Below are 24,581 nucleotides of genomic sequence, written 5' to 3' on the forward strand. Positions count from 1 at the left end.
CTAAAACAAAGCATTAAAGCGATAACTCAATATTTCTTTGGCCAAAACCGCTCCTATGGATGTATCTCTCCATATTAAGGTTGTGCAAACGTTTTACCTAATGTGGAGTTTCCAATAAGATATAGCAATAAAGCGCTTACGAAGTTACATATTTAATGAAGCAAAATATCCTGAATGCCTGAAAGGAGTTTTAATCCTATGTCTCGTTCTTCATCAGTTATGCCAACAACCCGTATGCTGCATGCCTTAGCAATCACTGGCCTGGCTGCGGTGCTGCTGGCCGGTTGCAGCAGTACTGAGAGCACAGGCGGAAATCATGCTGCGGGTGTCTCATCGTCACAACCTTCCTCCCCCATTCACAGTACAGAACCGCAATCAAGGGCAGGGATACAGAACAACAGCGCTGTACAACCTGGCGCTAATCCGAAGGCAGCTGTAGACGAGCAGCCTTCCACCGTATTTTATGAAATATTCGTCCGCTCCTTCTACGATTCAGACGGGGATGGTATCGGTGATCTGCAGGGGATCACGGAGAAACTGGATTATTTGAATGACGGCGACCCGGGGACCCATGAGGATCTCGGTGTAGGAGGAATATGGCTGATGCCGGTTAACCCCTCGCCCAGCTATCACGGGTATGATGTAACCGATTACCGGAGTATTAACCCGGACTATGGAACACTCGAAGATATGCAGACACTGATCAAGGAGGCACATAAACGGGGCATCAAGGTAATTATGGATCTGGTAGTGAACCATACGTCCAAGGCTCATCCCTGGTTTGTGGATTCAGCCAGGGATCCAGGCAGCCCATACCGCAGCTGGTATATCTGGGCCGAAGATCAGAAGCGCCCGGTCAGTGGAACCAGTGCTGCCGGCAGCGGCAGTCCGTGGCATACTCTGCGGGGAAGCCACTATATGGGGACTTTCTGGGAGGGAATGCCGGATCTCAACTTCGATAATCCTGAGGTCCGCCGGGAAATGAAGAGCATCGGTACCTATTGGCTGGAACAAGGCGTCGACGGGTTCCGTCTGGATGCTGCAAAGCATATTTATGAGGATCTTCTTTCGGACAAAAGTACGGCGACAACAGCCAAGAATGTAGCCTGGTGGCAGGAATTCCGCACAGCCATGAACGGGGTGAATCCGCAGGCTTATATCGTGGGTGAGGTCTGGGAGAATTCCGCTGTATCCGTAGGGGCCTATCTAGATCAGGCCTTCAATTCCGGATTTAACTTCGGGCTTGCTGAAACGCTGGTCCATTCGGCTCAAACGGAGAAGGACAGCGGAGCCGCGTTCACCCTGGAACGGACATACAAACTGTATTCGCAAATCTCAGGCGGTGCTTTCACAGATGCGATTTTCCTGACCAATCATGATCAGAACAGGGTCATGAGCCAGCTCGAGAATCATCCAGATCATGCCGCAATGGCGGCAGCTATGCTGCTGACCCTGCCGGGTAATCCATTTATCTATTATGGGGAAGAGATCGGGCTGCTGGGTGTGAAGCCGGATGAAGGCATCCGCGAGCCCATGAAATGGACGCCGGACGGAGGGGATGCAGGTCAGACTTCGTGGGAGCCGGGCAGCAATAACGCTGCGAATCCCGGGGCCGATGTAGAGAGCCAGCAAAAACGCAGGGATTCACTGCTGGTGCGCTACCGCGAGCTTATTCAGCTGCGGGAAGAGGTGCCGGCCCTGCGAGACGGGGACATACGTGATTACCCTTCCGGGAACGGGGGAATTATGGCTTATGAACGGATAACCGCCGGACAGCAGGTCCTTGTTATTCATAACTTAACGGGATCGGCACAGACGATGCAGCTTCATAGCGGAACTGGAGGCATTACATACGCTGGTATCCTCCGGTCAGTTGGCGGCAAGGCCGCACTCGGCAGCAGCGGACTCACGCTTCCTGCTTACACAACAGTTATTCTGGAGTACAAATCGGAGTAGAATGCATGACCCACTCATAAAAGGCGCAGCACAGCTCCGCCTTCGTGAGCGGAGCGGCGATCAGATAGTCCCGCGCGGGCTCGGCGCTCATCCGCAGGAGCCAGCCGCCAGAAGCGTTCTCAAAATATGAAGCATGCTGAAGGCTCCAGCCGCTGCCGGCACGGGAGCATAACCGCAATTCTCCGGTCATTTCCGGGCCTAACATAACCTTGGCCAGTTCAGTTGAACTGGCCAAATCACCCGTTTCCTCTCCCAGGTACTCAGCCAGCATACACAAACTGCAGGACCCTGCTTGTTGTTTAATCTCCTCATACCTGCTTCTGGACAGGAAGAGTGCCGGAACAGACACCATACGGGTCTCTGCATATTCAAAGCAATTAAAAAGATAATAACAGGCCCGCTTCATCTCATTAGGCTCCTTCAATTCATAACCGAAGGGGTCTTCTTCCAGTATACCGGTAACAACTATTTTATCTTTATGTATTTGCATGCATACATCCTGCGAAGTTTCGCCTTCCATGTACTTCACCCTGCAAATCCCTACTGCGCCAGAGACTGTCTGCAGAATATCCGCCACCACTTTCCGCTCTGTTTCACCGGGGAACAGAAACTGTGCTAAACAGATTACATCTTGAGTTTTCACATCCATATATCCTTCCCTATTCCCATAAATCTGAAATTTATTGTCAATGAGTGGCTTTCAAAAAACGGTAAAACTATAAAACTTGCAATCTTTATGTTATCATAAGCTAATTTTAAGGTAAAATTAAGAAATGCAGGGTAAGATCAATACCATGAAATACTTTTAGCGAGGTGATTTCAAAATGAGAATGCTCATCACATTTCAGAACAAGCTTGTACCAGTATATTTCACAACAGAAAACAAACAGCCTACCCAAAAAGTACTTCGACTGCTTAACAGCACACTGGAGCTCAAAATTCAAAAGGGAAAAAACGCCCTGCAGAAATGTTTGAATTCTCTAATCAGTATCGAAATTAAAGGCTCAGAAGCTATATTGCACAGTTATAGTGAAAATGATTCACTGGCTTTATCCCTCTATTAATAGAGGGATATTTTTTTGCCGGAATATATGCATGATACAGCCCCGGAGAACACCATACAAAAAAGCACACGCCTGCAGTCCAGGAATGTGCCCTCTTTATATAATGCGTGTTAACTGTATGATCAGGGTATGCTTTGCCTCAGCCAATCCTGAGATTCCGTTTCTCTTCTTTCTCGGCCTTTTGAATCCGCAGCTTGAACAACTTCACCAGGTTGCGCCGGGTATGCTCTTCGTGACAGTTGTCCAATTTCTTAATAATGAAACGGTCAATGGACATGTCAATCGCTCCTTTGGAATGGGATCAGAATCCCGTTGTAGGGAGAGGAAATCATTTCCTTGTCTCCTTGTAACACCTATATAACCGGGTCCCGGATGGCTTAAACCAGCCAATATCACTGCTGCAAACAGCTGCAAAATTAGTCTTACTACATATTGACGGTTCTTCTGCGATTGGATTCCTTCATCAGGAGATATGGTATCTGTGCAAAAAACAGCCTGTTTGTGTCGGCAAAATAAAAATTTTATCCGACGGATATTTACAAACAATTTATTAAATGCTATATTATCTATAGTTAATATTAAATATATATTTAAGGAGAAATCATAATGTCTAATGTCCTGTTTATCAAAGCAAATAACCGCCCAGCCGAGCAATCTGTAAGTGTTCAGCTCTATAATGAGTTCCTGGCGAGCTACAAAGAATCCCATCCGCAGGATGAAGTTACTGAACTGGATTTGTTCGCTGAACAACTTCCTTACTACGATAACACGCTGATCACAGGCGTATACAAAGCAGCACAAGGCTTCGAGGCAACTCCTGAAGAAGCTGCCGGCGCCGCTCTTGTTAAGAAATATCTGGACCAGTTCCTGGCCGCTGACAAAGTGGTATTCGCCTTCCCGCTCTGGAACATGACTGTTCCGGCCGTACTGCACACTTACATCGATTACCTGAACCAGGCCGGCACAACCTTCAAGTATACTGCTGAAGGTCCTGTAGGATTGCTGACAGGCAAAAAAGCAGCTGTACTGAACGCCAGAGGCGGCGTGTACTCTGAAGGCCCTGCTGCAAGTGCTGAAATGGCTGTTAACTTCATCATGGGTAACCTGAACTTCTGGGGCTTCAAGGAAACTACACAAGTTATCGTTGAAGGACACAACCAGAACCCGCAGAAATCCGCTGAAATTATCGCTACCGGTCTGCAACTGGCAAAAACTGCAGCTGCATCGTTCTAATCCGCCAGCGTTAAAAGTCCGGTTTCACCTTTAGAGCTCCGCACTTTTATCAGGCATCTGCTATAACATCAACCGGACTTTTATTTATATATAGCTCCGCCGGTGCATCCTCCTGGACACCCGCCGGACCCTACAGGAAGAGGCCCTGCAGCTGATACGTCAGCTGCAGGGCCTCTTTTTGTGCTCCGCGGAGAGGTTAATACTCTTCCAATACCCGCTGCCAGCTGTTGCCTTTGGCACGCGGAGGTGTGCTTTTTGAGGAAGCAGCTACGGTTTTACGTTTCTGCTTCACTTCCTTGCTGTTCTGGAACTGCACTTCCTTCTGCGTCTTGCGGTAATTAAGCAGCCGTTTCTCATCCAGTGCACCGTTTGCTACTGCCTCAAGCACCGCGCAGCCTTCCTCCCGCACATGGCGGCAGTCACTGAAGCGGCAGTCTGCCGCGAGCGAGCTGATGTCACCGAAGGCCAGATCCAGGCCTCCCTCATCTTCCCACAGCTGCAGCTCACGCATCCCCGGCGTATCGACAATGATGCCGCCGTCCGGCAGGACAAACAGCTCACGGTGTGTGGTCGTATGCCGCCCGCGGCTGTCTCCTTCCCGGATATCCTGGGTAAGCTGCAGATTCTGTCCGCTGAGCCAGTTAACCATCGTTGATTTGCCGCAGCCGGAGGAACCCGTCAGGGCCACGGTCTGACCGCGGCCGATATAGGGCAGCAGCTCCTCCCGCCCATCGCCGAGCAGCGCGCTGACCGCATGTACAGCTACCCCGGGAGCCGCCTGCTGCATCTCGGCAATTTTATCCGCCGCATCGGCACAGAGATCTGCCTTGGTCAGCAGAATTACCGGATTCGCCCCGCTGTTCCAGGCCATAATCAGATACCGCTCCATCCGCCGTACATTGAAATCATCGTTCAAGGCGCTGACCAGGAACAGGGTATCGACGTTGGAGGCAACGATTTGTTCCTCTTGGGTAACCCCTGCCACCTTGCGCGAAATTACGCTGCGGCGGGGCAGGACGCCATGAATCACGGCATGCTCCCCGCCGTCCTGCATGGCCAGAGCCACCCAGTCGCCAACCGCCGGATAATCACCGGACCCGGTCAAGGTATGTCTGAGCTTGCCGGATAACTCTCCCCAGATCTCTCCCGTGCTTGCGATGACCCGGTACTTGCTGCCGAAATCACCGACAATCCGGCCCGGCTCAAGTACCCTGGCCTCGAGCTGCTGCAGCTTATCTGTCCACTTACTTTTCCATTCATCGTTCCAGCCATACTGTTCGATATTCATTCATTTCCTCCTGGTTATTGTTACGTATTAAGCTTTAAATATTGCCTTTTTGAGTTTTAGGATCAGTCGCCACTGCGGTGGATATTTGGGCTTCCGGCCGCTGTTAGGTTTGGATTTCATGATTTAACACCGTGTTCACGGAGGAAATCCAAACCTAAAGGCGAACGCTACCGCTCCTCCAGCCCAAAATCCCCCTCCGTCACTCCTTCTCATTTCTCAAATATTCAATTCTAAACCAATAGCTTCACTAGCCTGCTTAATCATTCACGTATATCTCCGGGAGTTTGTACCCCTTCCAATCCTTTTAGCACAGCAGCATCATTGACAGCATGCAACATATAACGGCTGCTGTTTCAACAAAAAAACCGCCGGAACCCAAAGGCTCCGGCGGCGGAATCCAAACCAAAAGCTGAAGCACTCCCCTCGTACAAAGAGAGTTGCCTCAGGTTTCTGTGCGTGCCGCAGACCAGGATATATTCAAGCGCATGAATATACATCTGGCTATGCACGCAAAAAAGCCGCCGGAACCGATACGGTTCCCGGCGGCTCTAAAAGGCATGTTAGAGCTTACCTGCTAAGCTGGGAATCTTATTCCACAGCCGCTGTTCCCGGAAGACACGTATCCACAACAGTTGCAACTGATCCTGATAACACGGTATAAACTGTCATTTGACATCGTCTCCTTCCGAACTAATATGCTGTTATGATAAACGCGCTGCCAGCTGTTTGTCAACAGGCTCTCTTGAATTTTTTAACATAATCTAATTAAATAATGCCTTCTAGCTCATTCAGCTCATGAATGGTGGCAATCGGCTGCACGTTCAGCGAGTCATCCCAGGCATGGTTACGCTTCAGCCAGATGGTATCCATTCCGGCCCGGACTGCCCCCCAGATATCATTCACCGGATGGTCCCCTATGAACAGGGTCCGGTCTGCCGTTGAACCCAGACGTTCCAAGGCCAGCCGATAAATCTGCGGGTCCGGTTTGCTGATTCCGACTTCACCGGAAATTACGATAGTACGGAAGTAGGGGCGCAGGCCGAGCAGATCAATTTTGCCATATTGAATATCCCTGCTGCCATTCGTTACCAGTCCCAGCGGATAGCCGCGGCCTTGGCAATATTCCAGTGTCTCCACTGCATGCTTCATGATTGCCCCGTGGTGTATATAGGTTTCGTCGTAGTATTTCCGGATGTCCTCTGCCGACCGCTCTGTCTGCCAAGGGAGAATTTCGCTTAGTTCTGCAAAGAAGCCATCCTTATCACGGTAGCCGTCGGCATCTCTGATAATCATATCTTCAACCACCCGGCCGGCTTCATCCTCATTCAGGTGTCCGAGGAAATCCTGCACGAATTTCATGCTAAAGCTGCGGAAGGTCTGATCACGGTCCATCAGCGTATTGTCGAGGTCAAACAGTAAGGCTTGTACTTCCTTCATTCTTTCGTTCCCCTTATTTCATCAATTTCAATGATCCCACATCAGAAATCCATTGTACTATGCACCAGGGAACAAAGAAAAGACCATTCTGTTAAGAAGAACAAACGCTTCTTTCACAGGATGGCCTCTATTTTCAGATCAGGTCCGGGACACTTAAGGTTCAAAATGCTCTGCGCGATGCGTAAGCATCATTTCCTCTTCCGTAATGTAAAGCGGGAACGGCGGCGTTTCCTTGAGATAACGTTCCGTGGAGAGCAGCCGGTAATGAACTTCTGGCAGCCAGGCATCTTCAAGCAGCGGGAGCTTGCCCGTGTCACTGATATAGTTATCTACAGCCGACTGCACCATGTCGAGATAATACGGTACCAGCTTGTCAGCTTCCTCAAAGATTTCAAAGGTTTCGCGGGACATATAGAACTTCTGTTGCGGGACCCCGCCCAAATATCGTTTAAGCCGGTTTAGATCAATACTTTTATCTTCCATAATCAGAGCAGTGCGGTTAATCGGCGCAGGCATATCTTCTTCAAATTGCCTAACAGCCTGCTTGATCTGCGGCAAGGTAACGGTGAGATGAACAGACGGCATATTTTTTTTGGCGCGTTTGAATATCATACTGAAAGTCTCCTTTCGAAGTTTATGTCAGATAACGCTTACAATTCCATTTTATTCGTTATTCAAACATTTAATCAGCAGATTCGAACTTGTCACACAAAATCCCCATTTATTAGATCATTATTTGACATTTTCCCAGTGAGTCCACAACTCCGGCGGATTCAGCTCATACTTCTCGTTCTCCCGGTACATGAATTGATGCATAATGAACTCCCGGCGGATCGTCGCATAATCCTCGTGAAACGGCTTGATGAATTCATTGATCTCTTTTTCGGAATAGACTACACCCGGCTCCAGCTTCTCCACCATATACTGCAGGGCGATCAGCTTCTTCTTATACTGTGCGGGAATCTGCCGCAGGCGTCCGTCCTTGGCAAAAAAATTACGCAGCACCGATTCCTTCAGGCTGCTCTCCGGCGACTCTTCCTCCATCTCTTCCACCCCCTTGGCAAAAATAAATTTCAGCGAGGCCTCTGAGCCTGCCTGAATAAACTCAGGATTCAGCTTGAAATATACGGTATTCTTGTCTCTGCGCTCCATGATCAGCGCAGCTTCGCGCAGTTTGGCGGCATGATGGGTAACGGTGGGCTGTGACAGGTTCAGCTTCTCGGCCAGCGCATGCCCGTGAACCTCGCCTTTGGACAAAAGCAGCAGAATCCGCAGCCGGGTCGGATCGGACAACGCTTTATGGTAAGCAACAATTTTATCTAACTGCATCGGAACACACTCCTATAGACATTTGAACATTCATAAACGCTGTTGTATGAAAATACATATCTTATCTGCTGCATTGCGTTTAGATATATATCTAATTATATACCTTTTTCAACGTTTGAGCAATGCTCTTGTTACTGGAAACACCGGGGAATGGCAAAAATCTAAAATATAAGGTACCATTTACTGAAAAGAATACTTACCCGAAAGGATGCAGCTATTATGAAAGACGTAATTATTATCGGTGCGGGTCCCTGCGGACTGTCTGCAGCTATAGAATGCCAGCGCCAGGGGCTCTCCAGCCTGATCATTGAAAAGAACTTTATTGTCCATTCTATTTATCTGTATCCGACGAATATGCAGTTCTTCAGTACAACCCCGCTGCTTGAAATCGGAGATGTGCCCTTCACCTCCCCGAACGACAAGCCATACCGCCATGAAGCCCTGGTCTATTACCGCCGCGCTGCCGCGCAGCATGGCCTCGACATCGCCGCCTATGAGGAGGCACTGTCCGTTCTGCCGCAGGAGGATGGCAGCTTCATCGTACATACACGCAACAAGCGCGGAGAAGAGCAGCACCATAGCGCCGCGAATGTAGTCATTTCAACCGGTTATTTCGACCAGCCGAATATGATCGGGATTCCCGGGGAAGAGCTATCCAAAGTAACCCATTATTTCGGTGAAGCCCATCCGTATTCCGGCATGAAGGTTGCCGTCATCGGGGGAAGCAACTCGGCGGTTGATGCCGCTCTGGAGCTCATCCGGGTCGGTGCCAAGGTGGATATGGTCTACCGTGGAAGCAGTATTTCGGAGAATATTAAGCCATGGGTGCGTCCGATTTTTGAGAGCATGGTCCAGAAAGGGAACATTACGCTCCATCTGGAGTCACGGGTAACGGAAATCACCCCGTCTTCTGCAGTCGTCACGGCAGGCAGCGGGGAGACCCGCATCATTGATAATGACTTCGTCCTTGCCATGACTGGCTTCCGTCCGAGCCGAACCCTGCTGGCCTCGGCAGGTGTGTTAATGGATGACTCCCTGGATAAACCTGCCTTCAATCCTTCTACGATGGAGAGCAATATTCCCGGTATCTATGTCGCTGGCGTTATCGCCTCCGGACGGAATGCCAATGAGGTATTCATCGAGAGCGGACGGGGTCACGGCAAACTGATTGCCGATCATATTATAAGCAAAAGGCTTTCTTAGAGAAGGAGTGCTTCTAAGCTATGGATATGACCTCGTTACTGCTGCTGGGTCTGGCCGCACTGGGGATCATCAGCAGCAATTCTCCGGTCACGATTGCCATGGTCGTTCTGCTGCTGATCCGGGTGCTGGGCCTGCAGCAGGCTTTTCCCTGGCTGGAGAAATACGGGCTTACCGTCGGCATCATCATCCTCACCATCGGAGTGATGACACCGCTGGCCAGCGGTAAAATCTCGCTGCAGACGATCGGGCAATCGTTCCTGCACTGGAAATCTCTGGCCGCAATCGGCATCGGGATACTCGTCGCCTATCTCGGCGGACGCGGCGCGGTGCTTATGGGCAGCCAGCCGACCATTGTGGCCGGGCTGCTGATTGGCACCGTCATCGGCGTCGCTTTTTTCAAAGGTGTCCCGGTTGGTCCGCTAATTGCCGCTGGTATCCTGTCCCTGCTGATTGGACGGATCTGAACCCGCCGCAAAGATAAAACAGGCTGCATCTTCACCTAATCGGGTGAGTATGCAGCCTGTTGTTGTCCTGCCTAATAAGTTGCGCCCTACTGGCGCTTGGAAGACCCTGTTATCCATCCAGCCGCTGCACATTGAACAGGCGTGCATAGCTGCCCTCCAGCGCCATCAGCTGTTCATGGGTTCCGCGTTCAGTAACGGCCCCGTTCTCCAGCACAACAATCTGATCGGCATAGGTTATGGTAGACAGTCTGTGAGCCACAATCAGTGTGGTCCGTTCTGAGGAGAGGGCCTGCAGCGACTGCTGAATCAGATGCTCTGATTCAAGATCCAGCGCCGAGGTGGCTTCGTCCAGAATCAGCACTTTGGGGTCCTTCAGGAATACGCGCGCTATCGCCACTCTCTGCTTCTGGCCTCCGGACAGCTTCACTCCGCGCTCTCCCACCTCCGTATCATAGCCTTCCGGCAGCTGCATGATGAAATCATGGGCATTAGCTGACACCGCCGCTGCAATGACCTCCTGCTCCCCTGCCTGCGGATTGCCGAACAGAATATTATCCCGCACGGAGCCGCTGAACAGGAAGTTATCCTGCAGCACCATGCCCACTGCCTTGCGCAGACTCTCCTGGGTCAGCCCTCTGATATCCTGCCCGTCCATCCGCAGGCTGCCTTCACTGATATCGTAGAACCGCGGAATCAGGCTGATCAGCGAGGACTTGCCGCCCCCGCTCATCCCGACAAAAGCCACCGTCTGCCCCGGAGCAATACGCAGATTAATATCGCGCAGCACCCACTCGTTCTCATCGTTATACTTGAACCATACTCCGCTGAATTCAATCTCTCCTGCGGGCGCCAGCAGCGGCTTCGCCCCAGGGGCGTCTACGATATCATAAGGCTCATTCATCAGCTCCATCACCCGCTCCAGCGAAGCAGAAGCCTGGGTCAGCACAGTCGAGGAATTAATCAGGCGGCGGAGCGGTGCATACATCCTGTCCAGATATCCGAAGAAGGCTACGAAGGTTCCCAGAGTCAGATTCCCCTGGATCACCTGGTATCCCCCGTATCCAATGACGAGGAGCGGTGCGATATCCGTCAAAGTATTGATAATAGCGAAGGTAAAAGCGTTCCAGCGCGTTTGCGCCATCGCTTTTTCCAGAAATCGGCCGTTAATGTCCTTGAACTGCTGCTGGTCCACCCGTTCCATAGTGAAGCTGCGGATCACCGCAATCCCCTGAATCCGTTCATGCAGATAGCCCTGAATGACCGCGAGCGCCTGGGACCGGTCCTTCGTGAGCACCTTAAGCCGCTTATAGAGGGTATTCACAGCAATGCCGTACAACGGCAGAATCGCAATCGAGACCAGCGCCAGCACCGGATTCAGGAAGAACATGAACCCGAGTGCAAAGAGCAGGGTGAACATGTCCAGCCAGACGTTCATCATTCCGACCTCAACCAGATTCTTCGACTGCTCCACATCGTTAATAAATCTGGAGATCGCCTCGCCCACTTTGGTATTCTGGTAATAACGCAGCGACAGGCGCTGCATATGTCCATACAGCTTATTGCGCATATCGAAGAGGATCTTACTTGTAATCAGCTGGGCAAAATACTGGCGGTAATACTCTACCGGACCTCTGATAATCACGAACAGCACAAATGCGCCGCTGAGCACGATCATCAGCTTGGACACCCGGTCAGCAATGGTTAACGCAGGATTGCCCAGCAGATCATCTACTACATACTTCAAAATCATCGGCAGCGTCAGCGGAATACTGAATTTGATCATCCCGATAATTAATGTGAGCACAATCCATTTCATGTAAGGCCGTACGAAGGTATAATAAGATTTCCATTGTTTCACAGCCTTTTACGCCCTTTCCCGTTAATTGGTTTACCCGGACACTGTTGACATTTGCGCTCCGCAGTGTTTTTATAATTTTATTAGTTACGATCGCAGTACCTGAAATCCAGGAGGATAATGATGCCCAGACAATTTGTGACGGAAGCCGTCATGATGGCGATTTACGGCCAGCTTCTCGCACCGCGGAGCCCTGTAGAATATATAGTGCCTTACACTACTATTATGGAATTGTACGAACTACGGGACAGTGATGAGCCGGTGATGAGCCACGCTGACGATGACCAGCATGTGAAGCTGAGAATCCGCGAGCTGATCAACTATTTCGAGGAACCGCTCAATTCCAAGAAGATCAACCGCTGCCTCAATGTCCCGTGGGCCAAAAGCTCCGGCATTCTGCTCGGCGGACAGGCGCAGATTACCATCATCAACAGCCTCGACAACGCTTCCTACGGGGAAACCTTTGATCCAATCGAGACGGAGCTGCTGCTGGCCTCCCAGCGTGAGCAGGTACCGATTCTCACCGACCAGTTCGAGCTGATTCAGCGTATCATCGAAGGCGGAGTGCCGGTACAGGTGTTTGATATTGATGATTTCGAGTTCGCGATGGAAGAAGAAACCTTCCGCAGCTCACCCTGAAGCCGCAGCTGATGATGTAGGCAGAATGCCTAGCCGCTATGCGTTCTCACGTAAAATCCCTTGCCACTTGGCAAGGGATTTTGACATCTTTCACCGTAACGGGGCCTGCAGCATTCCTCACTTCCGGGTTATTCCTTTACCCCTCCGGCGACCGGCACAGACTCATACTTATATTCGATATCATCCTCAGCCTCCGAATAGACAATCGACAGGCTATACCCCTCCATGTACCACAGATCCTGCTCTTCCATATAGAAAATAAGGCTTCCCTGCTCGAACTGAACAGCGGGACGGCCCGGCGGTTCTGTAGCGATTCCCAGCGAGAATCCGGGATGCAGTCCTCCCCCTGAGCTATACCGGGGAAACAAACGGACATACGCTCCATTCTGGAGGCTCAGCTCTCTCTTGAACCAGGCGGCAGCTTCCGGGCTAATTAACATGTTCATCTCTCCACTCCTCCCGATTAAGTTTATTTTATCATACAGCTTATTCGCAATTTGTTCAAAATTACATTTGACAATTCTTGAAGGGGGATGATAAACTCGGAACATAACGAAGCGTCTTCAAGTTATTACCAAATCAAAGAAAGGGTGAGCGCGGTGTTTACTATTGTTCCAGCATATTTCCTAACTATTGTCGGCAAATCCACACAACTGAATACCGAAGCAGCCCGAGTAATGGATAATTCCTGAGTATCATGCGTGTTACGCGTACCGTATGAATTCAGGCTAAGCAATTCTCTTCCATGTCTCTGTGCTGCGACAAGCACCGTGGACATGATAGTCGTAAATGACAGGCGTATCATCCGTTTTCGGATGGTACGCTTTTTTGCATGCTTTGAGAGAGTTATCCATTGTCCTGAAGCCCCACAATTTCCTTACCAAGCCGGCAAACAACATTCTCAACACGAAAGGAAGGGATTTCCCTTGTTCTCCGTTCTCCGCGATCTCGGCTGGTTCTTCCGCCGGGAAAAAAGGCGCTATGCTATTGGCCTTATACTGCTAATTGTGGTAGGTGTGCTTGAATTGCTGCCTCCCCGTCTCCTCGGTAACGCCATTGACGATATTGTCAGCGGCTCCATTACTGCAGGTTCACTGATGAAATATATTGGCATGATCGTGCTCATGCTGCTGATTATTTACTGGATCACCTACATATGGATGCACAAGCTGTTCGGAGGTTCAAACCTGGTGGAGCGCCTGCTGCGCTCGCGCTTCATGAATCATCTCATGACGATGACACCGGCTTTCTTCGAACGTAACCGCACCGGTGATCTGATGGCCCGGGCCACCAATGATATCCGTGCGGTATCGGCTACCGTAGGCTTTGGTATGCTGACCCTCGTCGATTCGACAGTCTATCTGACAGTAGTGCTGTTCGCCATGGGGTTCCTGGTCAGCTGGAAGCTGACACTTGCCGCAGTTATCCCGCTTCCTCTAATCGCGATAGCTATGGTCTTCTACGGCAAAGCCATTCACGACCGCTACAGTCTGGCGCAGGATGCTTTCGGTGACATGAACGATCAGGTGCTCGAATCCGTATCCGGTATCCGCGTTATCCGTGCCTATGTGCAGGAACGCCAGGATGAGAAGCGTTTCTCTGATATCACCGAAGATGTATACCGCAAGAATATGGCCGTAGCCCGGGTCGATGCTTTCTTCGAGCCGACGATCCGCTTTTGCGTAGGCCTCAGTTATATTATTGCGCTGACCTACGGAATCTATCTGGTCTTCCGCAATCAGATCACACTTGGAGATCTCGTCTCCTTCAATATGTATCTCGGCATGATTGTCTGGCCGATGTTCGCCATCGGCGAGCTGATTAACATTATGCAGCGCGGCGGCGCCTCGCTGGAGCGGATTGATGAGACACTGCATGCCAAACCTGATGTGCAGGATATTCCTCATCCAACACCGGTAGAACATCCGTCATCTATTGAACTGAAGGATGTGACCTTCCGCTATCCGACCTCAACCATCGACAACCTGAGCGGAGTCAGCCTTTCCTTGTCGCAGGGCCAGACACTCGGTGTAGTTGGACGGACCGGCAGCGGCAAATCGACCCTGCTGAAACAGCTGCTGCATGAATATCCGACCGGCCAGGGTGAGATATTGATCTCAGGTGTTCCGATCGGGCAGATTGCCCTGGATCAGCTGCACAGCTGGATGGGTTATGTACCGCAGGAGCAGATTCTGTTCTCCAAATCGGTGCGCGAGAATATCCAGTTCGGTTATTCCGGTGCCAGTGATGAGCGTATCATGCAGGCTATAACGGCTGCAGCATTCCAGAATGACCTCGGCACCTTGTCCGACGGGCTCGACACGATGGTTGGCGAACGCGGTGTTTCCCTGTCCGGAGGACAGAAGCAGCGGGTCTCGATCTCCAGAGCCTTCATCTCTAATCCGGATATTCTGATTCTGGATGATGCACTGTCTGCTGTTGACGCGCGGACGGAAGCCAAGATCATCGAGAACATCCGTGAAGAGCGCAGCGGTAAAACCACGCTCATCTCCACCCACCGCCTCTCGGCTATTGAACACGCCGATCTGATCGTGGTGCTGGACGGAGGACATATTACGGAGCGGGGTACCCACCAGGAGCTGCTTGAATTGAACGGCTGGTACCGTGAGCAGTTCGACCGTCAGCAGGTTGAGAATAACCTGACGAATGAATAACCCCAAAAAATACGTTTTTACGTGTATCATATCCATTCTAATGTTCTGAAATATAGGAGGTGTCACCGTTGACACAGAGTACAGGCAAACGTCTGCTGCAGTACGCACTGACTGCCAAAAAAACATTCATAGCAGCCCTTCTGCTCCTCACCATCGGGGTAGCGGCTGAGCTGGCGGGGCCTTTCATCGCCAAGAGTATGATTGACAATCACCTGCTCGCGATTGAGAAGCCTTATTTCGAGACTGCTTCGCCTGAAGATGCTGCTGAATATAACAACAACTATTACAAGCGCGGTGACCGGTTTGCCGCAGATGAAGTCAAAGGCCAGGAGATCCGCCTGCTTCAGGCTGGCAGAAGCTTCTATTTCATTAATGAAGCTGTAGCCCAGACTGAAGGCGAACGGAGTTTCTCGGACGGGAACCTGCGCATCCAATATGGCGACCAGGCGACGGTCTATCCGGCCGTCAGACTGTCGGCTGATGACCTGTTTTCATTTTACAAACCAGAGTTCCCCGGGATTTATAAACTGGTCGCTCTATACGCCATGTTCCTGGTCATCTCCATAATTGCGGAGTTCGGCAAAACCTACTGGCTGCAATCATCAGCTAACCAGGTCATCCGCAAGCTGCGGACGGACGTGTATGCGCATATCCAGCGTCTCCCGGTGCATTTCTTCGATAATCTGCCTGCGGGCAAGGTGGTGTCCCGGGTCACCAATGATACGGAAGCGGTCAAGGATCTGTTCATTGCCGTATTGTCCAACTTCGCAACAGGGATTATTAATATCACCGGTGTATATGTTGCGCTTTTCCTATTGGACATCAAGCTGGGTCTTGTCAGCTTGTTCATCGTACCGATTATCATTGTCTGGATTGTGCTCTACCGCAAGATTGCAACGAAATACAATACGATCATCCGCTCACGCCTTAGTGAGATCAATGCCATTATCAATGAATCCATTCAAGGGATGTCCATTATCCGGATCTTCCGCCGCCAGAAGCAGAGTAGTGCGGAATTCGAACAGCTGAATGATGATTATCTGAAATACCAGAACAAAATGCTTAACCTGAATGCCTTCACGTCCCACAACCTGGTGAACTCCCTGCGCAGTCTCTCCTTCGTGCTCGTGCTGTGGTACTTCGGCTTCGGCAGTCTTGACGGTTCAACCTTCGTCTCTCTGGGCGTCCTTTACGCCTTCGTCGATGTACTGGGACGGATGTTCCAGCCAATTACAGGGATGGTCAACCAGCTGGCGAACCTCGACAGCTCGATGGTATCCGCAGGGCGCGTCTTCACACTGATGGATGAGCCTGGAGAGCCGGTAACCGACGGTTCGATGCCGCGTTATAAAGGTGATGTTGTCTTCAAGGATGTATCCTTCGCCTACAAAAAAGACTTCGTCCTGCGCGATATCTCCTTCGAAGCGCGTCCGGGTGAGACTGTTGCTCTGGTCGGTCATACCGGCTCGGGCAAAAGCTCGATCATCAATCTGCTGTTCCGCTTCTATGATCCGCAAACCGGAAGCATCACTATTGACGGCCAGGAGGTCAAGGATCTGCCGAAACAGTGGCTGCGCAGCCATATGGGCATTGTGCTGCAGGACCCTTACCTCTTCACCGGAACGATTGCCTCGAATGTCAGTCTCGGGGATGAACGCATCAGCCGGGAACGTGTAGAGCGTGCCCTGCGTGAAGTAGGGGCTGACAAATTGCTGTCCCATCTGCCGCAAGGCTTCGACGAACCGGTAATTGAGAAAGGCAGCACATTGTCCGCCGGCCAGCGGCAGCTGATCTCCTTCGCCAGAGCGTTGTCGTTCGATCCGGCGATCCTGATTCTGGATGAAGCGACCTCCAACATTGATACCGAAACGGAGAGCATCATCCAGCAGGCGCTGGAGGTGCTGAAGAAAGGCCGGACTACATTCATCATTGCCCACCGGCTGTCCACCATCCGCAGCGCAGACCAGATTCTGGTGCTGCACCGGGGCGAGATTGTTGAACGGGGCAGCCATGATGAGCTGATGGCGCTGGGCGGACGTTACTTCCGCATGTATCAGCTTCAGCTGGGTGCCGGGGCCGGTAACGGTGCGGAGGCACCTGCCTCCGGCGCTGTCACCTCTTCCACTTCCGCTGCCGGACTGCGTCCGTCACTGGAGCAGATTTAATCTTTGAGGATCAGCCAGCCTCTCTGCTGATTAACAAGCCCCCCTGATGCTGTAGAAGCTTCAGGGGGGTTCTTTCGCTTGAGTTCAGAACATTTGTTCCGTATAATGGAAAGCAATACATACGGATGGGGTGAAGGACTTGATGACCTATAGTCTGAGCAAGCGGCAAGCCCGGCTGTTCCTGCTGCGTCACCAGCGGCTGGTCACGGGAGGACTGAAGGAGGGCAAGATGAGCATCCACGGGTTCGTCCGCCACGTGGGCTGTATCCAATATGATCCGCTCAGCATCGCCGGACATAATCATGAGCTTGTGCTGCAGGCCAGACTACCGGGATTCCGGCCGGAAATGGCCACGGAGCTGCTCTATAAGGACAGGCTGCTGATTGACGGCTGGGACAAGAATATGTCGATCTACTGCACAGAGGACTGGCCTTATTTCCAGAGGCGCAGAGAAGCCGCCGCCAGGCATCAGGACAATGAAGCCATGGCTGCCATGGTCACCCATGTCCGTGAGGAGCTGAACTCGCGGGGTCCGCTCTCTTCACTCGATCTGGAGAGCAAAGAGAAGATCGACTGGTCCTGGGCTCCGGCGAGACTATCCCGGGCAGCGATGGAGAGCATGTATTTCTGGGGAGAGCTCTCTATTCACCACCGGGTGCATACCCGCCGTTATTATGACTTTACGGCTAAGCTGCTGCCGGCCGGACTGCTCAGTGCAAGCGATCCGAATGTAACTATGGATCAGCACCATGACTGGTATGTACTGAGACGGATCGGCAGCATCGGTCTGCAATGGAACAAATCCGGGGACGGCTGGCTCGGAATCTCCGGCCTGAAGAGCAAGGAGCGGACTGCAGCCGTGCAGCGCCTGCTGCTAAGCGATAAGCTCCGCGAGGTACGGGTCGAGGGCATCAAGCTCCCGCTGTATATGCGGACAATAGATGCCCCGGAGCTGGAAGCGGTACTGCGGCTGGATGATGCCGCTGATACAGGCACTGGCACACAAGAGATTACATTCGCAGCGGCGCTGGCTCCGCTCGACAACCTGCTGTGGGACAGAGAGCTGATCCGCCAGCTCTTCGGCTTCCATTACCGCTGGGAGGTATACAAGCCGGTGCTTGAGCGGGAATACGGTTATTACGTACTTCCCCTTCTATATGGCGACCGCTTTATCGCCCGGCTTGAACCAGTGATGAATAAGAAGAGCGGAATTCTTACCATTGTCCGCTGGTGGTGGGAAACCGGAGAATCGCTTGTTCCGGGCATGCTTCCCGCACTCGTCAAGGCCCTCACTTCACTTGCCCGCTCAACCGGAGCGTCCGGTATCCAGTTTACGCCGGAAACTGTCCAGTCCTGCGGGCTGCAGGAGCTGGAATCCGCGTTGTCCTCTCCACAATAACTTCACAACGTAAAGAGACTCCTCTTATCCGCAGGGTTTTTCTGCATAAAGAGTGAGTCTCTTTGGTATGAACTGATAGGATGGCATTACTTGATATGCTCTTCCTCAAGCCCCAGCTTGCTGTACATCTCCGTACAATAGCCCTGCAGCTTAATCTCCAGTCTGCTCGCCTTGTTCTTGAACCGCTTCAATTCGCGGATCATATGGGCCCGTCCCGCCGGTGTGAACGTTTCCTGAATCCGTTCCTTGAAATAATCATGGACAATGTGGTTGCGTTCTTTCCATACCGCCTGCAGCTGGCTCGTTTCTTCCTCCGAGAATGGAAAGTGATGCTGGATTTCTTTGATGAGCTGGCCGAGTGAATTGCTAAGCTTGCGTTGATACAATTCTGATATCTCTGCATCGGTTGGCGTTTTGCCCTGTGACAGCTTGGTCAGCAGCAGCAGATTGGTCAATTGCTGCTCCAGCGCCTGGCAATAATAAACGGCCAGCCCGAAATAAGCAAATAGCTCTTTGGATTGTTCACTCTCCGGTACTTGTGTATCCTTCATCTTTCCTCCCGTTCCTGATCTGTTTATTTGAGCTGTATAGATTGAAACTTTATTTCTATTTTGGAATGACCGTTACTGCAGAGAATATTTGGACTTCCTGCCGCTGCCCGTCTACAGATTTCTCGAATTTAACCGCTGTTCGCGGTGGAAATCCGTAGACAAAGGCGGACGCTATCGCTCCTACAGTTCCAAATATCTCCTCCGTCACTTTTTCCAAACTGTAAATCTTCAGGTTCAAAGGATTCAGCTCATGTTATTTTGTTATAGTCCATGCGGCCGGAGCGGTAAATGTAGAATCCGGTCAGCAATATTATGTATACCAGCGCGTGGGCATAGGCGCCAAGCAGGGTCGGCACCGGCAGCGTATCCGCATTCATCATTGCATCCATCACCGGAAATACGGGCGGCAGCAGGACCGGAACAACAGGTCCTGGTACCAGCTCAGCAACCTTGCTGGCGCTGATGGACATAATGATGGTGATCAGCATCAAGCCGGCGGCGTAACTGGTTCTGGACACCCAAGAGGACTGCAGGTACAGGGAGACCGCAATACCCAACATACCAAGTAGAGCATGTCCGGTAAAAGCAAGCAGGATCCGGTCCAGCCCGGCCGGTTCATTGAAACTCCCGGTCAACACCGGATAGATGACAATGAAGAGGTCCAGCAGCAAGGTGAGCAGACCCAATGTAAGTATACCGCCGATACTGTAGCGGCGGGCACTGCGGAGCTGGACAATAACCACCTGCTTCTGTACCGCATGCTCATGATTCAGAAAGCTTAACCCCAGCCAGCAGCAGGCTACAAATAGAAAGACTGCCGTAGCAGAGTAGCTGTTCATTACAGGATTAGGCTTATAGGAATACAAGATTAACACGGCTATAATGATGCCGGCAACCGGACCGAAATACCGCTGGGAGACACTGTAGCTGCGCAAAAAATATCCGATGAGAGCCTTCACCCGCGTCCACTCCCGTTCTCTTCCTTCGGGTCCATCCACTCTGTTATACCGCTTAAGCCCCCGAGACGTTCAACCGAAATAATTGAACCGCCTGCGGCAAGAATCTGCTGCAGGCAAGTATCCGACATCTTCTGCTCTACAGTCAATCCTGTACAGGCTGCACCTGCAGAATCCGGCACCGGCAGCATATGGAGCACTCCAGGCAACGCCATTACCGCCTGTTGTTCCACTGGCGGAAGGTCTGTGTAGACGATATGTACTGACGGCACCGTCCGCAGGTTCTCTGCTCCGTGGATTGTCCGGATAATCCGCCCTTCCTGCAGCACATACACGGCATCCGCCAGAGCTTCTACGGTCTGGGGCTCGTGCACGGAGAAGACCAGTGCCGTCCCTTCCGACTTCAGCTCCTGCAGCAGTTCGGTCAGCATATGCTGCGCCGGAAGATCCAGCCCGGACATGGGCTCGTCCAGCAGCAGAAGCTGCGGACGGATCAGCAGGCTCTGGATCAGATTGACCTTCTGCAGCATGCCCTTGGAGAAGCCTGCCAAGGGATGGCTGCGGGACGCTCCCAGCTTAAAGATAGCCAGAAGTTCGCTCACCCTAGATACCGCTGCCGCCCTGGAGAGCCCAGCAATACGGCCCATGTCGTGCAGATAATCTTCCGCTGTTAATTTCAGTCCCGGAAACGCTTCGGGCGCATAACCCGTAGTCAGCCCTTGACGGCCGTATGTAAGTTCACCGGAGGACAGCCTCAGCAGTCCCGCGAGAATGGAGAGCAGTGTACTCTTGCCGGAGCCGTTCCGGCCGATGAGCGCCGTGGCCGTGCCAGGGCGGACAATCATCGATATGTCATGAAGAACCGGGCGGCCTCGATACCGCTTGGCTCCCCGGGTGAGTGTAATAAGCGGCGGTGCATCCGCATCTTCCGGCATATGAATTCTGTCTGTACTCTGAAGGAACATTCGCTTAAAGCCTCCTTCAATTAACGCTAGGACACAGGCCGCATGGAATCACAGCCAAAGTTCTCTTTTTACTACATTCGCCGGAAGTCTCCTTTTCTCCTGTTGGATTTCGCAGATTACTGAATATCGGATACAAAAAAGCCAGAACCGTGCAGAATGATTCCCGCACCTGTCTGGCCCCTGCTTTTATATAAGGAAGTGCTTAAATCTGTATTATGCGTATACCTCAACAGCTCCGCTTACCAGTCTGCAGGCCATTGCCGCACTGCGGCAGGCATCGATGCATTTCTGGCAGTGTATATGCTCATGTCTGCTGCTCGCATCCGCACAGCGCTCACAGATATCAGCACATAACCGGAGAATCTCCACCACGAACGGGCTCTGCCGGGTCATTGCCTGGATAGCGAAAGAACACATGTCAGCACATTCGCGGTCAAGCTGGATGGTCTCCCTTAGTGCTGCCAAATCATATTCTTTCAGGCTTGAGACATAGCTATAGTTACAGGCATCCATACATTTCATACAAGCATCAATGCATTCCTGATATTGAATTCGGGTCATAGCCTTAAACCTCCTGCAATTATTATAGGGTATGCCTATGTATTAACCTGCAAGAAAAGGAACGAACCAATCCCCCGGCTTCAGGGGAAGGTATTACAGGCTTCTTTTGACGGCAGCCGGTCTTGCCAGCAGACGTTTCTCCAGCCGCAGAAGCTCCGTGCGCAGTTCGCTGGAGGAGAAATGTTCACCGATAAATACGGCGACATCAGGTACCTCGCCCTGGGGGGTGATTTTCATGAAATCCGCTTCCCTGTAGGCATATTGAAACAGAAACCGGCTGGAGGTATCGTTAAAGGATACAATCCCCTTGGCCCGGTAGACGTCACGCGGCAATTCCTTAACAAACCGTTCGAAGGCCTCGCTGTTCACGGGATTCTTGAAATAATGCGTGTACGCCATCACATGATCGTGCGAAGCATGCATCTGCCTGGCATCTCCATCCTGTTCACTATGCTCATTCTCTTCTGTTACACCACGTTCTTCCGAATAGACTCCACCGATATTGCCGAGCAGGGCTTCCGGCTCCAGCTCACAGCGTACAGCGGGCATTATCTCTGCATACGCATTCCATTTGCGCAGCACAACCGTGATCTCTTCAGCCTCTTCTGCACTGATCCGGTCTGTCTTATTCAGAATAAGCACGGATGCGCAGCGGATCTGCTCCTGCATGAGGCGGTAGGTAGCCCCCTGCTGGGAACGGTACAGCTCCAGGAGATGAGCGGCATCAACGACTGTTATCAGCCCCTTCAGCTCCACCTGCTGATACAGCGAGGTTTCGGTAACCGCATCGACAATCTCCAGCGGATTAGCTGCGCCAGTCGCTTCAATGACGACTACATCCGGTGATTCTTTTTTGACCAGAGTGGTCAGTTCTGTACTTAAATCGCCCCTGCTTGTGCAGCAGATACACCCGCCCAGCATCTCGGCCATCGGCACAGACTGCTCTACCAGCAGACCATCCAAGTTGACCTCGCCAAGCTCATTCATGATGACCGCCGGCCGGAGGCCTTGCGTCTTCCAATGCTCCAGCAGCCGCTGCAGTAATGTAGTCTTGCCGCTGCCGAGGAATCCCGACAATATATAAACTGGTAATGACTGTTCCAAGTTCACTCGCTCCCCGCAAAAATCAGTTATGGTAGCGAGTGTACTACATTGCCTGCCTCTGTGCAAGACAGCTGCCCCCTTCCGGCGCTTCTGCCTGTCCGGCACGAACTTGTCTTTGCCTCCTCCATCCCCTATCATGGGGGTTAGAAGCCGTTCATTACAGACAAAAGGAGCTGGTTCGCATGACCTCCGTAGAAGAACACCGGCGTGAAGCCCCCGATTCAGTAGCTTGTTATATCATTACGGTCTCAGACACCCGGACCCTGGAGACGGACACCGGCGGCCCGCTGATCCAGAATATGCTGGAGGAAGCGGGATACATTGTTACCGGCCGCACGATCGTCAAGGATGATTATGAGGATATCCGCGAGCTGGTCTACAAAAGCTCCGTCCATTCCGGCATTGAAGCCGTACTGCTGACTGGAGGGACAGGCATTTCGCCCCGCGATACGACTTATGAGGCGGTTGCTTCACTGCTTGACAAATCGCTTCCGGGTTTCGGGGAGATTTTCCGGCTGCTTAGCTTCACGGAAGATATCGGCTCTGCCGCCATGCTTAGCCGGGCTATTGCCGGCACGATCGGCAGTACGGCAGTATTCTCGATGCCCGGCTCCACTGGTGCAATCAAGCTTGCCATGGAACGGCTGATCCTTCCCGAACTGCGGCATGTGATGCGTGAAATCTACAAACGTTCCTGATCAGGAGTACCGGATAGTCATACGCCCATTTATCGGGAATATGGACAAATGAACAAGCAGGCCCCTGTACAGCGCGTATACTGGCATAAGTCCAATCGCGAAGGAGCTGAATGTAATGAGAAATTGTCCAAAATGCCCTGTTCAAACAGTTACTGACCCTACAGAGGTCGTATATGAAGATTACTATCATCCCCAGGTAGTCCAGGTAGTCCACCATGTTGAAGTGGTACGGCGCCATCACTGTGTTCCGGTCCCGCAGCATATCTACACTTATTCCGTCCGGGATGAAATGTGCGGTATTTCCGGAATTATGCGCGGCAGAAGAAGATAGAACTCTCGTACTATAACGTTAACTGTAAAAGGCAGACCTGCCCACCGCGTTTCTAATTGAAGCGCGCGGGCTGGTCTGCCTTTTTTGTGCTGGTCATGAATGGCCTATGGTGATCGGATGCCTATCTTTTAATGAGCGTGTGTTCCCAAGTGCTCCAGAAGTCCGCTAAACAGGTCCTTTACCTTCTTCGAATACTTCCCCTTCTCTTTGCCCATGGAGGTATACACCAGAGAAGTATTATCCTTGTTATAGACCTCTGTTCTCGCCCCGGACGTCTCCGCCAGCTGCATACCACCGTACCAATCCGTAATCCGGCCCACCCGCTCAGGGCGGCTGGTGAATACATGCAGCGTGATATTCTGCGCGGGCTGGCTGTTGATCAGGTACTGGTAGCTGGTATTTCCGCGGTTGTCTTCTGTGAACTTCTCATCGGTCAGCGCAAGCTGTTCATTGGCAAAAGCCTGCCGCATCTCCTTGCGGAACCGGCCGTCCAGCCCTTTCCCCTGCGAGTAAGCCAGCATTGTCCCGTCCTGATACGCTTGCATCGTGTAGCTTCCCGCTTCCTTCTTGTTCTGCTCCCCGGAGCAGCCTGCGAGCAGTGTTCCTGCAGTCAATACCGCAGCCAGCATACCTGCTAATCGGCGCTTCATAACTATTCCCCCTTCACAAACACTCAGATTCTTCCTGTTGGGTATAGGATGGCTGAGT

Annotated in this window: 25 protein-coding genes; 11 read left to right on the forward strand and 14 right to left on the reverse strand. The window is 51.8% G+C overall.

The genetic code is table 11. The features are described 5' to 3' along the window. The first annotated feature begins 198 nt into the window (after positions 1-198). The gene (locus tag GC101_RS02580) at positions 199-1,956 is read left to right on the forward strand and encodes an alpha-amylase family glycosyl hydrolase (protein ID WP_246354133.1); all 1,758 of its coding nucleotides are present in this window, start codon (positions 199-201) and stop codon (positions 1,954-1,956) included. On the opposite strand, the gene GC101_RS02585 is transcribed toward GC101_RS02580, so the two are convergent. Further along, the gene (locus GC101_RS02585; RefSeq protein ID WP_171715980.1) at positions 1,931-2,599 is read right to left on the reverse strand and encodes a hypothetical protein; all 669 of its coding nucleotides are present in this window, start codon (positions 2,597-2,599) and stop codon (positions 1,931-1,933) included. The genes GC101_RS02580 and GC101_RS02585 overlap by 26 nt on opposite strands. A 181-nt stretch (positions 2,600-2,780) precedes the next feature. On the opposite strand from GC101_RS02585, the gene GC101_RS02590 reads away from it, so the two are divergent. Continuing rightward, the gene (locus tag GC101_RS02590) at positions 2,781-3,020 is read left to right on the forward strand and encodes a hypothetical protein (RefSeq protein WP_039310083.1); all 240 of its coding nucleotides are present in this window, start codon (positions 2,781-2,783) and stop codon (positions 3,018-3,020) included. 139 nt (positions 3,021-3,159) lie between these two features. On the opposite strand, the gene GC101_RS02595 is transcribed toward GC101_RS02590, so the two are convergent. Beyond that, positions 3,160-3,297: a hypothetical protein gene (locus tag GC101_RS02595; protein ID WP_171715981.1), complete on the reverse strand. Its 138-nt coding sequence runs from the start codon at positions 3,295-3,297 to the stop codon at positions 3,160-3,162. A gap of 329 nt (positions 3,298-3,626) precedes the next feature. On the opposite strand from GC101_RS02595, the gene GC101_RS02600 reads away from it, so the two are divergent. Next, on the forward strand, positions 3,627-4,253 hold the full coding sequence (locus tag GC101_RS02600) for an FMN-dependent NADH-azoreductase (protein ID WP_039310081.1): 627 nt from the start codon (positions 3,627-3,629) through the stop codon (positions 4,251-4,253). Positions 4,254-4,449: 196 nt separating this feature from the next. On the opposite strand, the gene rsgA is transcribed toward GC101_RS02600, so the two are convergent. From rsgA to GC101_RS02620, 4 genes are all read right to left on the reverse strand, one after another. Then, positions 4,450-5,541, reverse strand: a complete 1,092-nt coding sequence (gene rsgA / locus GC101_RS02605; protein ID WP_171715982.1) for a ribosome small subunit-dependent GTPase A — start codon at positions 5,539-5,541, stop codon at positions 4,450-4,452. A gap of 765 nt (positions 5,542-6,306) precedes the next feature. Further along, positions 6,307-6,978 (reverse strand): HAD family hydrolase, encoded by a 672-nt coding sequence (locus GC101_RS02610; protein ID WP_171715983.1) that lies wholly within the window; start codon positions 6,976-6,978, stop codon positions 6,307-6,309. Positions 6,979-7,131: 153 nt separating this feature from the next. Further along, the gene (locus GC101_RS02615) at positions 7,132-7,590 is read right to left on the reverse strand and encodes a DUF3939 domain-containing protein (protein ID WP_171715984.1); all 459 of its coding nucleotides are present in this window, start codon (positions 7,588-7,590) and stop codon (positions 7,132-7,134) included. A gap of 120 nt (positions 7,591-7,710) precedes the next feature. Then, a complete protein-coding gene (locus tag GC101_RS02620) occupies positions 7,711-8,307 on the reverse strand; it encodes a DUF2087 domain-containing protein (protein ID WP_039304641.1) in 597 nt (198 codons plus the stop codon). Positions 8,308-8,526: 219 nt separating this feature from the next. Between GC101_RS02620 and GC101_RS02625 the strand changes: the two genes are divergently transcribed. Together GC101_RS02625 and GC101_RS02630 are read left to right on the forward strand one after the other, a co-directional pair. Then, a complete protein-coding gene (locus GC101_RS02625) occupies positions 8,527-9,510 on the forward strand; it encodes a YpdA family putative bacillithiol disulfide reductase (RefSeq protein ID WP_171715985.1) in 984 nt (327 codons plus the stop codon). A 20-nt stretch (positions 9,511-9,530) separates the two neighbouring features. Next, a complete protein-coding gene (locus GC101_RS02630) occupies positions 9,531-9,974 on the forward strand; it encodes a DUF441 domain-containing protein (RefSeq protein ID WP_042236951.1) in 444 nt (147 codons plus the stop codon). A 109-nt stretch (positions 9,975-10,083) separates the two neighbouring features. Here the strand turns inward: GC101_RS02630 and GC101_RS02635 are convergent, their stop codons facing one another. Then, the gene (locus tag GC101_RS02635; RefSeq protein ID WP_343049561.1) at positions 10,084-11,832 is read right to left on the reverse strand and encodes an ABC transporter ATP-binding protein; all 1,749 of its coding nucleotides are present in this window, start codon (positions 11,830-11,832) and stop codon (positions 10,084-10,086) included. A gap of 120 nt (positions 11,833-11,952) precedes the next feature. Between GC101_RS02635 and GC101_RS02640 the strand changes: the two genes are divergently transcribed. Continuing rightward, the gene (locus GC101_RS02640; RefSeq protein WP_039304650.1) at positions 11,953-12,468 is read left to right on the forward strand and encodes a hypothetical protein; all 516 of its coding nucleotides are present in this window, start codon (positions 11,953-11,955) and stop codon (positions 12,466-12,468) included. Positions 12,469-12,596: 128 nt separating this feature from the next. Here the strand turns inward: GC101_RS02640 and GC101_RS02645 are convergent, their stop codons facing one another. After that, positions 12,597-12,914, reverse strand: coding sequence for a HesB/YadR/YfhF family protein (locus GC101_RS02645; RefSeq protein WP_171715986.1), 318 nt, complete (start codon positions 12,912-12,914; stop codon positions 12,597-12,599). Positions 12,915-13,394: 480 nt separating this feature from the next. Here GC101_RS02645 and GC101_RS02650 point away from each other — a divergent pair, with 480 nt between their 5' ends. From GC101_RS02650 to GC101_RS02660, 3 genes are all read left to right on the forward strand, one after another. Continuing rightward, complete coding sequence (locus GC101_RS02650; RefSeq protein WP_171715987.1) at positions 13,395-15,143, forward strand: ABC transporter ATP-binding protein; 1,749 nt, start codon at positions 13,395-13,397, stop codon at positions 15,141-15,143. A 68-nt stretch (positions 15,144-15,211) separates the two neighbouring features. Beyond that, a complete protein-coding gene (locus GC101_RS02655) occupies positions 15,212-17,308 on the forward strand; it encodes an ABC transporter ATP-binding protein (RefSeq protein WP_171715988.1) in 2,097 nt (698 codons plus the stop codon). Positions 17,309-17,450: 142 nt separating this feature from the next. Continuing rightward, positions 17,451-18,707 carry a winged helix-turn-helix domain-containing protein gene (locus GC101_RS02660; RefSeq protein WP_246354134.1) on the forward strand — a complete coding sequence of 419 codons (1,257 nt, stop codon included), beginning with the start codon at positions 17,451-17,453 and terminating at the stop codon, positions 18,705-18,707. An 86-nt stretch (positions 18,708-18,793) separates the two neighbouring features. On the opposite strand, the gene GC101_RS02665 is transcribed toward GC101_RS02660, so the two are convergent. From GC101_RS02665 to GC101_RS02685, 5 genes are all read right to left on the reverse strand, one after another. Further along, on the reverse strand, positions 18,794-19,258 hold the full coding sequence (locus tag GC101_RS02665; protein ID WP_042137943.1) for a hypothetical protein: 465 nt from the start codon (positions 19,256-19,258) through the stop codon (positions 18,794-18,796). A 248-nt stretch (positions 19,259-19,506) separates the two neighbouring features. Next, entirely contained in the window at positions 19,507-20,217 is a 711-nt protein-coding gene (locus GC101_RS02670; RefSeq protein WP_171715990.1) for a hypothetical protein, read from the reverse strand. Further along, positions 20,214-21,179: an ATP-binding cassette domain-containing protein gene (locus tag GC101_RS02675; protein ID WP_171715991.1), complete on the reverse strand. Its 966-nt coding sequence runs from the start codon at positions 21,177-21,179 to the stop codon at positions 20,214-20,216. Before GC101_RS02675 ends, GC101_RS02670 begins: the two co-directional genes overlap by 4 nt. Before the next feature lie 213 nt (positions 21,180-21,392). Next, positions 21,393-21,740 carry a four-helix bundle copper-binding protein gene (locus GC101_RS02680; RefSeq protein WP_039304665.1) on the reverse strand — a complete coding sequence of 116 codons (348 nt, stop codon included), beginning with the start codon at positions 21,738-21,740 and terminating at the stop codon, positions 21,393-21,395. Positions 21,741-21,833: 93 nt separating this feature from the next. Next, entirely contained in the window at positions 21,834-22,844 is a 1,011-nt protein-coding gene (locus GC101_RS02685; protein WP_171715992.1) for a CobW family GTP-binding protein, read from the reverse strand. 182 nt (positions 22,845-23,026) lie between these two features. Between GC101_RS02685 and GC101_RS02690 the strand changes: the two genes are divergently transcribed. Both GC101_RS02690 and GC101_RS02695 read left to right on the forward strand, forming a co-directional pair. Next, a complete protein-coding gene (locus GC101_RS02690; protein WP_171715993.1) occupies positions 23,027-23,542 on the forward strand; it encodes a MogA/MoaB family molybdenum cofactor biosynthesis protein in 516 nt (171 codons plus the stop codon). Positions 23,543-23,657: 115 nt separating this feature from the next. Continuing rightward, a complete protein-coding gene (locus GC101_RS02695; protein ID WP_171715994.1) occupies positions 23,658-23,873 on the forward strand; it encodes a hypothetical protein in 216 nt (71 codons plus the stop codon). Between the two features lie 128 nt (positions 23,874-24,001). Here the strand turns inward: GC101_RS02695 and GC101_RS02700 are convergent, their stop codons facing one another. Next, positions 24,002-24,523 (reverse strand): hypothetical protein, encoded by a 522-nt coding sequence (locus GC101_RS02700; protein ID WP_171715995.1) that lies wholly within the window; start codon positions 24,521-24,523, stop codon positions 24,002-24,004. Between the last annotated feature and the right edge of the window lie 58 nt (positions 24,524-24,581).

This window comes from Paenibacillus phytohabitans, from assembly GCF_013141775.1.
Lineage (GTDB): Bacteria > Bacillota > Bacilli > Paenibacillales > Paenibacillaceae > Paenibacillus_AQ > Paenibacillus_AQ phytohabitans.